The sequence below is a fragment of the Psychrobacillus sp. FSL K6-1415 genome (assembly GCF_038003185.1).
GTDB classification, from domain to species: Bacteria; Bacillota; Bacilli; order Bacillales_A; family Planococcaceae; genus Psychrobacillus; species Psychrobacillus psychrodurans.
Genome location: NZ_JBBOOQ010000001.1, coordinates 2,904,545 through 2,916,905, shown reverse-complemented (window position 1 = coordinate 2,916,905; position 12,361 = coordinate 2,904,545). Strand labels below are relative to the sequence as shown.

Genomic DNA, 12,361 nt, shown 5'->3' with positions numbered 1-12,361 from the left:
GGGGCTGGACAGTAGTAAAAAGAATATTATTCTTTTCTAATAAAAAGAATAGCACACTTTCGGTATTGAAAGTGTGCTATCTTCACGATAATTTTGCATGCATTTCTTCTTCTATCAATACATCCTCAAAATCTTTTCGAGGTTTCTTTCTAGCAAAGTAGATGATTGTAAATGCGATTAAGAACAATGCACCGGTAACAAAAAAGACTGATGAAATACCGATATACCCACTTATAAAGCCTCCAAACATTGGCCCGATTATATTACCTAAAAAGCGGAAACTTGTATTATAGCCCATTAGTTCACCTTGAACCTCAATCGGGGCTTCTCTTCGTATTAAAGCCGTAGTAATCGGTATTAATCCACCTGAGGCAATGCCGAATAAGAACCGTAGAATTATTAGTTGCCATAGTTCTGACACGAATGCCTGAGGAATGATAAACACAAAGGCAAGAATTAGAAGGAAGGATAATATCTTCTCATATCCAATCGAATCACCGAGCTTCCCCCAAGTTCTAGCAAACAATAGACTTCCGACTCCGGTCGCACTAAAGGTTACACCAGCGAGAAGTGCAACTTCCTTAGAGTCAGTTAATTGAGAAACATATAAGGATAAGAGAGGTTGAATACTAAACAGTCCAATTTGTATCAACGAAGAAATCATTAGAACATTTAGGACGAGACGGTGATGAAATATACTTGAAATAACAGTCTTTCTAGAATATTCGTGGTCACCAGCTTTTTTCTCTTTTCGAATCTCATGTATACCAAAAAGTACGATTAACGCCGCAATAGAAACAGCTGTTGCTGTAATAATGAATGTGTATTGGAAACCGAATGTATCTGCTAGAAATCCACCAATAATAGGACCGAAAAGAGTACCAGAAACACTTCCCATCTGTAATGTACCCATCGTTTTTCCAGCGATATTCTTTGGAGTTTGGGAGCTTATAAAGGCCAAGGAGGTTGGGATAAATCCAGTAACGATTCCCATAAATAAACGGAGGACAAAGAAGGCTTCAACAGAATTAACAAACCCCATTAGCAAGACACTTAGAGCAATCCCAAATCCATTAATGATAAGAATTGGTTTATACCCGTATTTATCTGCGATTCTTCCCCAGATAGGTGACATTAAAAATGCAGACACAAATGTAGCACCGAACACTAGTCCAGACCACTTTTGTACATAAGCCTCGGAGAAATCTCCCATCGTATTTATATATAATGATAAAAATGGCATTATCATCGTCATAGTGGCAGAAACTAGAAAGATAGAAAACCACATGATCGTAAAATTTCGTTTTTGTACGCTCATTGAAATCCCTTCTTTCTATGGTAGCGTAACTGTTCTATTTCTATTATAGAACATTTAGTGGGTCGAAGAAAGTTAGATACTTTGTCACTGAATTATGGTGTATTGTTATGGTAAACTAATTTGGGGTGAATAATTCATGAAAAAAATATTATTACTAATAGGTATAGCAACAACTATTTGCTTTTTAAGTGCGTGTGGAACAGATGATTCTAACGCACAGAAGGAAGAGGTAGAAAAAGAGGATTCTACTGTAAATTCTGATACCCAACAAGAAGGAGAGAAAATAATGTATCCACAACTTTCAAAAGAGATTGCTTCAAACGAAGCTTTAGTAACAATGAATACATCAATGGGACCAATTAAGATAAAATTATTCCCTGAACTAGCACCAAAAACAGTGGAGAATTTCTTAACACATGCAGAAAACGGTTATTATGATGGAATGATATTTCACCGAATTATTCAAGATTTCATGATTCAAGGTGGAGATCCAACTGGTACTGGTATGGGTGGAGAAAGTATCTACGGAGCAGAATTTGAAGATGAGTTTTCCATGAATCTTTTTAATTTAAGAGGGGCTCTTTCAATGGCAAACGCAGGACCAAATACAAATGGTAGTCAATTCTTTATCGTTCAAGCTTCTGAACCACCTGCAACAGCACAGCAAATGATCGATGGTGGATGGCCAAAGGAAATTGCTGAAGCATACGAAAAAATGGGTGGTACGCCTCATCTTGATCAAAAACATACAGTATTTGGACAAGTAATTGAAGGTTTAGATATAGTAGACCAGATGGCAGCAGTTGAGACTGATGCAAATGATAAGCCAGTTGTTGATATTACTATAGATTCAATCGAAGTTGTTCAGAAATAATTAGAGGAGTGTAAATATGTTCTCGTTTTTACATCTAGCTTTTTTATATTTTCCAGAAGATAAATCGGAATATATACCTGTAGTAATAGAATTAGTTGTTTTAATGATTATTTGCGTACTCGTTTTTAGATGGCTGCTAAAAAAATCTAAAAAAGATGCAGAAAAAGCAAAAGTTTTAGAAGAAAGAATTATGCAAGCAAAACAAGATAAACCTAAATGAAAGTTTCCAATATGATAATAGAAATACTAAAAGACCTTTCGTGATGGAGGGTCTTTTAGTGTTTTAATAGATAAGCTCCACAAGATTACCGAAAAAAGAGAGGTTGATCGTGGTATTCATCCCGACCAACCTCTTGAAATCCCCCGAAAAGATGTAACAATGCCAGTCTGAAGCACTCCGGAGACAGTAAAAAATAAGTTTAATTCTTTTAAAGAGCACTTACGCTTTTCTTAAAGTAGATATTGTTATTCAAATTATGTCTATTGCAGTGATTTTACGAAGCGGGAAACTCCATCTTCCACAGTAGAGAGTGGACAGGCCACATTCATTCGTAAGAATCCATTTCCAGCTTCTCCGTACTTAGAGCCAGGCTCTAGAGCGAGCTTTCCAACCGTTAATAGTCGATCCATCATTTCTTTTTCTGAAAGGCCAGTCCCACGATAATCGATCCAAAGTAAATATGTACCCTCTGGTTTGGAAACCTTTATGCCATCTAATTTCGAGAGGTTTTCTACCACGTAATCCATGTTTATTGTCAATACTTCTAACAGTTCCTCCAGCCAAGGATTACCTTGTTCGTATGCTGTTTGGAGTGCTGTAAGAGAAAATATATTTAATCCCATATATCCACGGTTCATCTCAAGATTTTCTAAAACCTTCCGTTTTTTCTCATCGGGAACAACCATAGTAGCAGCTTGAATTCCTGCTAGGTTAAATGTTTTTGTTGGTGCTAAAAAAGTTATGATGTTATTTGGATCTTCCGCCACTTTAAGCATTGGTATATGCTTATTTGGTTCGAAGATGAGATCCGAGTGAATTTCATCTGACAAGATTAAAACATTATATTGTTGACAAAGTGTAGCTATCTTCGTTAAGTCTTTTTCGCTCCATACCTTTCCACCAGGATTATGTGGATTACATAAGATAAAAGCCTTCACATCATTTTTTAAACAGTCCTCAAATGATTCCCAGTCCATCTCGTAGGAATTATTTTTTTCTAATAACTGACTAGTGACTACTTTTCTACCTAAATTTGTAGGTACACTCATAAATGGAGGATATACCGGCGTATGGATAAGAACTTTATCCCCAACTTCAGTGAATGCTTCAATAGCTTCTGCTATTCCAGGAATGACCCCATGAAGAAACAGAATCCATTCATTTTTTATAGTAAGTTGATGCTTTTCAGCTACCCAATTAGTAAGGGATGATTTTGTTTCTTCAGGCGCCATGGAATAACCAAATACTGGATGTTCCATTCGTTTATGTAGCGCATCGATAATAACGGATGGGATGGCAAAATCCATATCCGCTACCCACATAGGTAGTACCTCCGAAGCATCGTTGATAGAATATACTTGCTCTAACATATCCCATTTGGCTGAATATGTATTTCGGCGATTAAAAACAGTAGAAAAAATAGACAAAGTAATTTCCCCTTTCAATTTGTATTTATTATGTTATTATAACCCTATCTAATAAAACTAGTAAGGTGAAAATTAATGGACACAATTGAGATGAATAGAAGAGCAGTTTGGACATTGCAACAATGGGACCCATTTCACATTGGAGAAAATGCCTATGAAACAGAAACTGCAGACGTAGTCGCATATTTGCAAAATATTGATCACCCATCTGAATTGGCAAAACGAATTCAGGAAATTTATGAACATTCTTTTGAAGAATGGATTCCTTTAGAAAAATGTGTGGATATATCTTATAAACTAATAGCGTTAAAGTATGAAATGAAATGTATTATATAAAACGAAAAAGCTTTCGGTTTTTAAACCGAAAGCTTTTTTTATAAATTAAACTTCTTGAAGACCGTCTAATAAGTTAGAAGCTGGAACTTCAAGTGCATTCGACAATTTCAATATTGTTTGTACTGATGGAGTTTCTGCGCCTGATTCATAGGCTTCTAACTTTCCAGTACCAATTCTTGTTTTTAATGCAAGAGTTTCTAGCGTAATGTTACGCTCTTCTCTTAATTGACGTAATTGCTCATGTAAATCTTTCTTCATGATTCCATCCACTCCTGTCTTAATTATTATTATATTATAACACAATTCTTCGTAGAACTTTTGATATTATTGTCAGAAAAAGTACAATTTTTACATTAATAACTTCAAAACACCTTGAATAAAAACGATGATTATTGCAAGCGGAGCGACAAAACGTACAATAATATACCAAGAATTTAATAAAAAATTATTCATTCTAAGCTCATGGATTAGCATGGACTTAGAAAAATGGAAACCAGCAAATAATGAAATAAATAATGCTCCTAACGGTAATCCGATACTACTTGTAAGGAAGTCAGCGAAGTCAAAGATGGACATACCTAGGATATCGACGTCTGATAGTACACCAAAAGATAAGGCACTTGGAATTCCAACTAAGAAGATGAGGAATCCGTATACCCAGGCTGCTCGTTTCCTTCTATCATATTTAGATTTGATCCCAATTGATACAATTATTTCTAACATGCTGATAGAAGAAGTTAGTGTAGCAAATAAAAGTAATATGAAAAATAAAATTAAGAAAAATTGACCAAAAATAATCTGCTCGAATACTGCTGGAATTATTATAAATGCTAAGCCAGGTCCTGCGTCGGGGGAAAAGCCTAATGCAAACACTGCCGGAAAAATAACAAGCCCTGCCATAATAGATATTCCGATATTCAAGACAGATACACTCATTGCCGACGATGCCAGTTTAGTTTCTTTCGGTAAATAAGATGCATAAGTAATCATTCCAGAAACACCAACACTTAAAGAGAAGAAAGCCTGACCTAAAGCAAGTAAAGCAGTTTCCCATGTGAAGTATGACCAATCTGGTACGAATAAAAACTTAATTCCTTCGATAGCGCCATCTAAAGTAAGAGACCGAATTGCTAAAATAACAAAGAAAATGAGCAGGATTGGCATCATCCATTTACTGGCTTTCTCAATTCCACCCTTGATCCCACCCGCTACAATCCAAATAGTGAGTAGAATGAAAGTGGCCTGAGCAATTACAACCTCCCATGGATTTGAGATAACTGTATTAAACAAGTCATTAAAGAATGTTTCATTATTCCCATTTAAACTAAATGTAACAGCGCGGAACAAATAAGATAAGATCCAACCACCAACAACACTATAGAATGATAATATGATAAAAGAAAATGCAAAACCTGCCCAACCGATCAAAAACCAAGGTTTTCCAGGTGCCAGTTTTTTAAAGCCACTAACAGCATCTGCTTGGCCTTTTCTTCCAATTACAAATTCAGCAAGCAATATAGGTAGACCAATAAGAAAGGTACATAGAATAAACAAAATTACGAATACACTACCTCCATTTGTACCCGCCATATATGGAAATTTCCAAATCGCACCTAGTCCAATTGCACTTCCGGCTGCCGCTAATATAAATCCAATTTTAGATCCAAAATGATCTCGGTTTGTCACGATAATTCCTCCTTTAATAGGACTGTCTTATTGTACACGAGGATTTATAGAAAATGTAAACTGATTTGTGAAACAATCTAGAACAATCTTTCGTATCATCAGTAGAGTAAAGAGAAAGAGGGAGGATTATGTTAGAGCTTGAGTTAATAGAACGAGCACAACAGGGGGACAAAGCAGCATATACAGAACTTATACATATACATCACAGGACCGTTGAAAAGTTTGCATTTCAGTGTGGCGTTCTGGTTCATGACATTCCGGATGTAACTCAAGAAGTTTTCGTGAAGCTATACCGATTTCTACATCAATTTCAGCGTGATCGGTTTACCACGTGGTTATACAAAATCACATTAAACACAGCTAGAGATTATTACAGAAAAGAAACAAAGGAAAAAGAAAAGAGTCATAAGCTAAATACAGGAATAAAAGAAACTTATATGTCTAAATCCGCAGAAGATCGAGTTTTAGTATTTGAAGAAGACCGCGAACTCCATAAAGCCATTCAATCACTCGATGAAAAATATCGTCATCCTATCATTATGTTTTACTTTCATGAATTATCCTATGAACAAATTGCAGAAGTATTAAATGTACCCCTATCGACGATAAAAATACGTCAATTGAGAGCTAAGGCATTATTAAAATCAGCGTTACAGTTGAATGGAGGAGTTAGACATGGACGATAAACAATTAGAAGAACGCCTAAATCTTTTAAAATCATCCTATGATCGATTACCTTCATCTTTAGATACTGATGAAATTCTACAGAAAATAGTAAATGAAAATAATATAGCTCCAGTTGAAAAGAAAAGTAAAGGATCCAAATGGCAACGAATTACTGTGTGGGCAGTAAGCATAGCTAGTGTGTTTGTCATTGGGATATTGGGAACGACTTACCTAAATGACTCAGATGATTCAATTACTAGGAATGAAAATTATAGTGATAAAGAGATTGAGAAACTTAAAAAACGATATAATGACGAACGATTAAAACGTCAAAAAATTCTACATATGAATGAGGTAGAATTTAATACTTTAGGATTTGTGCAGTACGCTGATAATATTTTCACGTCACAAATAGACCCAGGTACTTTAGAAGGGGAAAATGATAATATATCTATTAGTGAAGCTTATGATTTAGCTATTGAGGGATTAAATCTACCTTCAGAAATGATAGAGATAGCTAAAAAATCAGGTAAAGTTAATAGTAAAGAAAGCTCCTATTTTGTGGATGATTTTGTCACTAAAACGGAGCATTTGATCTTCTACTATGAAGAAATCATTCGAAACAATGAAGAAGTACTTCATAATATTGCAAAACATGATGGAAGACTAAGTGAGCATATTATGATTGCCAATCGTTATAATCTCCCAAAAGAAATACAAAGCATGATTGAAGTATTACCTAAGGAAGGATTAAAATTAGCAGTTAATGTAGATGGAACAAAATTTCAAATTTTACCTGACTGGGTATTATTTACAAGAGATCTTTTCGCAGTTTTAGATGAGAATGAAGCAAGGTATTTAGCGCTTTACAACTCAATTCCTGCCTCTGATGGATTATCCAAGCTAATGGAGGAAAAGGAGTTATCTCTACTAGGATATTATTTAGCAGATATTGAATTTACTTTACTAAATACAAGTGAAAATACGGCTATGCATTCGCTCTTTGAAAATTATTACTTTGAACTTGCTCAAATGATTGTATTCCCATCGGATGAAGGTGATATCTTAAATGAAAACAGTAAAATTAATATGGATATCCGGAAGGCCTGGGAGTCGTTAGTAAATATTCCTGGTGCATCACCATTAGCTGCTTTGATGGAGCCAGTCGTCGCTTCAATGAAATCAAATGATTGGACATATAATGAGATTTATAAACAGTTAGACATAGAGCAACTGCGAGATTTTTACCTCTTAGCTTTAGATAATAAATTAGAAACCAACAAATTAGACTGGATTGCTATATTACCTGACGAAGTAGAGAAAAGCTTAGTTACTCCCTATTCAAGGTATGGAATACATGAGTTATATAAAAAATTTAATGAGAACCTGAATCCGTTAATCTTACACGGAGTAGGACCAGTAGATATCATACTCCTATATCACTATGCTGATGAGCAAGATAACCATGAAATGATGTGGGAGTTGATGACTAGTGCTTTTAAAAATCAGTATGATAAAGAAGAATTTTTAGAAAATCCAGTGCTTCAAAATATTATTCGTGAAAGCTCTAAAAATCTCTACTTTAATAAAGACTATTTAATCCAAGATGATGAATATATAAAGACTTATATTGGACAGGAAAAAGAAAATCAAATCAGCTACGATTTACTTCTCCGCCTTGAAAGTGATGATATTTGGAGGATTCAAGGGATAGAGGATTATTTTGTAACAAACGCAACTCTAGTGGACGATGAATTTGTTCAGCGAGTGCATGCATTATATAAGTCGTTTGCAGGAACACATGATCAAACAGCATTAAAGGAGGCCACACCTGAGGAAATTGTGGGATTGTATTACTACTCAATTCAGCTAAAGGATTACGAAACGCAATACGAGTTGTATATAAAAGATGATACACAAATACAAATTCCAAAAGATGAATATCTAAATGGAAAGCATCAGGTTATTGATAATATTAAACTTGAATTTAAAGAGCTGGAGTTTATACAAAATGCTGCGGACTATGGAGTAGTAATCTTAACGAAACAATCCGATAGACGGAGTTCTGATGAGAATGAGGTAATTGGATTTCAACTCATCAAAACGGAAAATGGATGGCGACCGCCCTTTATGCCCATACAGTGATTTTTGCCGTCATACTTCCTACTATGTTATAATTTAACATGACTATAACGTATATAAGAAAGTAGGAACGAAATTATGACTCAAAATTATAAGGTAGGAGATGTTGTCACGGGTAAAGTTACAGGGATTCAGCCATACGGAGCCTTTGTTAGTTTAGATGAGCAAACACAAGGCTTAGTGCATATTTCAGAAATAACATACGGGTATGTAAAAGAAGTGGAAGAATTTTTAACTGTAGGGCAAGAGGTAGAGGTGAAAATTCTAGAAATTGACGATGAAGCAGGGAAAATTAGCTTATCAATGCGAGTACTTCAAGAAAAGCCAACACTACCAAAACGTGATGATAGACCTCGGAAATCACTTCAAGATCGAGTAGATGAACATGATGAGGAAGGATTTAATACATTGAAAGAAAAATTAGCCGACTGGATTAAAAAATCGGCACTATAAAAGGATTTATACAGTGATGAAAACCACTGTATAAATCCTTTTTTGCTTTTAGATAATTGGGGAATTTATCCGTTTAGCAAGTATATGCTACTCATGAGCAAGTATTAGAAGTTAGAGAGCAAGTATTTTAACCATTAGTGCAAGTAAACTAGAGTGGAGAGCAAGTAAATAACAAGTGGAAGCAAGTAAACGTAAATTTGGGTTAGCGGTAAGAGCAAATCACGACCAACCCTTAAAAAGTCCAAGCCTTACTTCTTCATCTTACGTATCCTGTATTGCAAATTTTGTCTGCTCATTCCGAGGGCTTCGGCAGCTTTGGTAATATTCCCATCAAATTTATCTAAAGCTTTTTGCAGATAATACATTTCTGCAGAACGTAAATACTCATCAAGTGGAACTAATTCCTTATCAGAAGTAATAACAAAATCCTCTGCTTTTCCTAGAGTCTCGTTAAAATCCTGAACCTTCATCTTAAAGTGGAGAGGCAACATATCAAACTTCAAAATTTGCTCAGTAGTTACCATTGAGCTTATTTCATCCAAAAGTAATTCCAATTCTTTTAGATTTCCTGGCCATTCATACATTAAAAAAGCTTGGATAACATCGTCATCAATTTCATTAATAGTGGAGCCATAGCGATTTAAATATCGATTAAAGTAATCATACGTAAAGGGTAAAATATCCTCAGTTCGTTTACGTAAAGGAGGAATGCTTATTGTTACCTGGGCAAAATAATAATATAATTCCTTGCTTAACTTATTAGTGGATATAAGATCTACCGGATCATCGCCAATACTTGCAATGTATAAATTTTGTCGTGATTCGTTTGAAGTAAGAATTTGCAACAGTTCATTTTGTAAATCGAGGGATAATAAATCAATTCTTTCACAAAATATTGTACAGTGCGAGATATCAGAAAGCTCTTTTTGAAATTTGTTTATTAAAAAACTATCTGAGCTATGGCAAAAAAGAGAGATAAACTGTTTATTTACAGGCGAAAGCTGATTGTGAATACCTTCAGCTATTAAATCCTTGCCAGTACCAGCTTCTCCAACTAAGAGAACTGGCATTCTTACATGTGCTGCTTTAACCGAGCGTTCTAATACTTCCTGCATATCCGTCGAAACAGCAGTAATGCTAGAAAGGGTGATTGCCTCATTGTATCGTTTTAAAGGCTGATAAATTAGCCTTTCTAAAGCAGTTATATCACGAGAAAATTCAACTGCCCCTATAAGTTTTTCATCTTGCCATATAGGGTATGTATCATTAATAGTGGTTATTTCCTGACCATTTCGATTCCAGTAGGTCTGTTTAGCACGTAATACTGGTTCCCCACTATGTAAAACTTTTAATAATGTACTCTCTTGTTGTTCAAATTGGAATAGTTCAAATATGGAACGGTCGACAACATCTGTTAAATTTAGCCCTTCAATTTCTTTCATTTTTTCGTTGTAAATAATCGTTTTGCCGGATAAGTCGACAGCGTGAATGCCTACTGCTACTTGCTCAGTTGCAAATTTATAAAACGGCAGAAAATCTTTTATTTGTTCGTCCAAATGGCTCACCTCAAAAAAATATTTCACATTTTAGAATTTTTTACTTGAAATACGCAACAATCTTTTGCATTATTATATATGTAAACTAAAAGAAACTGCAAATTTTTTTTGCGCCCAAATTAAAGGAGGATATACATTTGATACCTTACAAACATGAAGCATTCACAGATTTTTCGAAAGAAGAAAATAAAAAAGCAATTCAAGAAGGCTACAAAGTAGTTGATGCATACCTAGGAAATGATTTTCCGTTAATCGTTGGTGGGGAACGTATTACTACAGAAGCTAAAATAAAATCTTATAATCCAGCAAAAAAAGAAGAACTTGTTGGTGCTGTTTCAAAAGCATCAAAAGAAATTGCTTCTAAAGCTATGGATATTGCAGATGAAACATTCAAAACTTGGAAAAAAGTAAAACCTGAAATACGTGCAGACGTACTTTTCAAAGCTGCAGCAATCATTCGTCGCCGCAAATTTGAATTCAGCGCTTTATTGTCAAGAGAAGCAGGGAAAACTTGGGTTGAAGCTGACGTAGAAGTTGCTGAAGGAATTGACTTCTTAGAATACTATGGTCGCGAAATGTTGCGTATAAAAAATGGTGCACCAGTTGAAAGCCGCCCAGGTGAGTATAACCAATATAACTATATTCCACTAGGTGTTGCTGTTGTTATCTCACCTTGGAACTTCCCATTTGCAATCATGGCTGGTACTACTGTTGCTGCTATGGTAGCAGGTAACACTGTACTATTAAAGCCAGCTTCTACAACTCCAGTTGTTTCTTATAAATTTGTAGAGGTATTAGAAGAAGCAGGTATGCTTCCAGGAGTAGTTAACTTCATCCCAGGTTCTGGTGCTGAAATTGGTGACTTCATGGTAGAACACCCACGTACGCGTTTAATCAGTTTCACTGGTTCACGTGATGTAGGTCTTGGAATCGTTGAAAAATCTTCTAAATTAGCTCCAGGGCAAATTTGGATTAAGCGTTCTATTCTTGAAATGGGTGGTAAAGATACAATCATAGTGGATAAAGAAGCTGATTTAGAATTAGCAGCCCAATCTATCGTGAAATCCGCGTTTGGATTCAGTGGTCAAAAATGTTCTGCATGTTCACGTGCAGTAATCGTAGAAGATGTTTACGATACTGTATTAAACCGTGTAGAAGAATTAACAAACGCTTTAACAGTTGGTATCCCAGATAAGGATGAGCATTTCGTTGGTCCAGTTATTGATGGTGCGTCATTCAAAAAAATTATGAGTTATATCGAAATTGGTAAAGAAGAAGGTCGTCTAATTACTGGTGGTACTGGTGATGATTCTAAAGGATTCTTTATCCAACCAACTGTAATTGCTGATCTATCTCCAACAGCACGTATTATGCAAGAAGAAATATTCGGACCAGTTGTCGGTATTTCTAAAGCAAAAGATTTCGATGAGGCGCTTGAAATTGCTAATAATACTGAATATGGTTTAACAGGTGCTGTTATTACAAACAACCGTTTAAACCAAGAAAAAGCGCGTGAAGACTTCCATGTTGGTAACTTATACTTTAACCGTGGATGTACTGGTGCTATTGTTGGGTACCAACCATTCGGTGGATTCAATATGTCTGGTACAGATTCAAAAGCTGGCGGACCAGATTATGTACAACTTCATATGCAAGCAAAAACAACATCTGAAATGCTTTAAG

The 12,361-nt window shown here is 35.3% G+C and carries 12 protein-coding genes; 7 read left to right on the top strand and 5 right to left on the bottom strand.

All coding sequences use genetic code 11. The annotated features are described in order from the left end of the window. Positions 1-82: 82 nt before the first annotated feature. Entirely contained in the window at positions 83-1,318 is a 1,236-nt protein-coding gene (locus tag MKY60_RS13900; protein WP_090567182.1) for an MFS transporter, read from the bottom strand. A 136-nt stretch (positions 1,319-1,454) separates the two neighbouring features. On the opposite strand from MKY60_RS13900, the gene MKY60_RS13895 reads away from it, so the two are divergent. Together MKY60_RS13895 and MKY60_RS13890 are read left to right on the top strand one after the other, a co-directional pair. After that, entirely contained in the window at positions 1,455-2,192 is a 738-nt protein-coding gene (locus MKY60_RS13895) for a peptidylprolyl isomerase (RefSeq protein ID WP_093494883.1), read from the top strand. Between the two features lie 16 nt (positions 2,193-2,208). Further along, positions 2,209-2,412 (top strand): hypothetical protein, encoded by a 204-nt coding sequence (locus MKY60_RS13890; protein WP_241599515.1) that lies wholly within the window; start codon positions 2,209-2,211, stop codon positions 2,410-2,412. A 260-nt stretch (positions 2,413-2,672) separates the two neighbouring features. Here the strand turns inward: MKY60_RS13890 and MKY60_RS13885 are convergent, their stop codons facing one another. Beyond that, a complete protein-coding gene (locus MKY60_RS13885; RefSeq protein WP_340930205.1) occupies positions 2,673-3,839 on the bottom strand; it encodes a MalY/PatB family protein in 1,167 nt (388 codons plus the stop codon). Positions 3,840-3,914: 75 nt separating this feature from the next. On the opposite strand from MKY60_RS13885, the gene MKY60_RS13880 reads away from it, so the two are divergent. Beyond that, entirely contained in the window at positions 3,915-4,175 is a 261-nt protein-coding gene (locus tag MKY60_RS13880; RefSeq protein ID WP_090567194.1) for a DUF1871 family protein, read from the top strand. Positions 4,176-4,220: 45 nt separating this feature from the next. On the opposite strand, the gene MKY60_RS13875 is transcribed toward MKY60_RS13880, so the two are convergent. After that, complete coding sequence (locus tag MKY60_RS13875; protein ID WP_090567197.1) at positions 4,221-4,433, bottom strand: helix-turn-helix domain-containing protein; 213 nt, start codon at positions 4,431-4,433, stop codon at positions 4,221-4,223. 90 nt (positions 4,434-4,523) lie between these two features. After that, positions 4,524-5,861, bottom strand: a complete 1,338-nt coding sequence (locus MKY60_RS13870; protein ID WP_340930204.1) for a sodium-dependent transporter — start codon at positions 5,859-5,861, stop codon at positions 4,524-4,526. Positions 5,862-5,989: 128 nt separating this feature from the next. Here MKY60_RS13870 and MKY60_RS13865 point away from each other — a divergent pair, with 128 nt between their 5' ends. The 3 genes from MKY60_RS13865 (at position 5,990) to yugI (ending at position 9,122) form a co-directional block, all read left to right on the top strand. Beyond that, the gene (locus tag MKY60_RS13865; RefSeq protein WP_241599521.1) at positions 5,990-6,547 is read left to right on the top strand and encodes an RNA polymerase sigma factor; all 558 of its coding nucleotides are present in this window, start codon (positions 5,990-5,992) and stop codon (positions 6,545-6,547) included. Beyond that, on the top strand, positions 6,537-8,672 hold the full coding sequence (locus MKY60_RS13860) for a hypothetical protein (RefSeq protein WP_340930203.1): 2,136 nt from the start codon (positions 6,537-6,539) through the stop codon (positions 8,670-8,672). The genes MKY60_RS13865 and MKY60_RS13860 overlap by 11 nt, the downstream gene beginning before the upstream one ends. Positions 8,673-8,747: 75 nt before the next feature. Continuing rightward, complete coding sequence (yugI, locus tag MKY60_RS13855; RefSeq protein ID WP_090567210.1) at positions 8,748-9,122, top strand: S1 domain-containing post-transcriptional regulator GSP13; 375 nt, start codon at positions 8,748-8,750, stop codon at positions 9,120-9,122. Between the two features lie 248 nt (positions 9,123-9,370). On the opposite strand, the gene MKY60_RS13850 is transcribed toward yugI, so the two are convergent. Beyond that, entirely contained in the window at positions 9,371-10,678 is a 1,308-nt protein-coding gene (locus MKY60_RS13850) for a sigma 54-interacting transcriptional regulator (RefSeq protein ID WP_340930201.1), read from the bottom strand. 137 nt (positions 10,679-10,815) lie between these two features. On the opposite strand from MKY60_RS13850, the gene pruA reads away from it, so the two are divergent. Continuing rightward, positions 10,816-12,360: an L-glutamate gamma-semialdehyde dehydrogenase gene (pruA, locus tag MKY60_RS13845; RefSeq protein WP_090567215.1), complete on the top strand. Its 1,545-nt coding sequence runs from the start codon at positions 10,816-10,818 to the stop codon at positions 12,358-12,360. Position 12,361 lies beyond the last annotated feature (1 nt).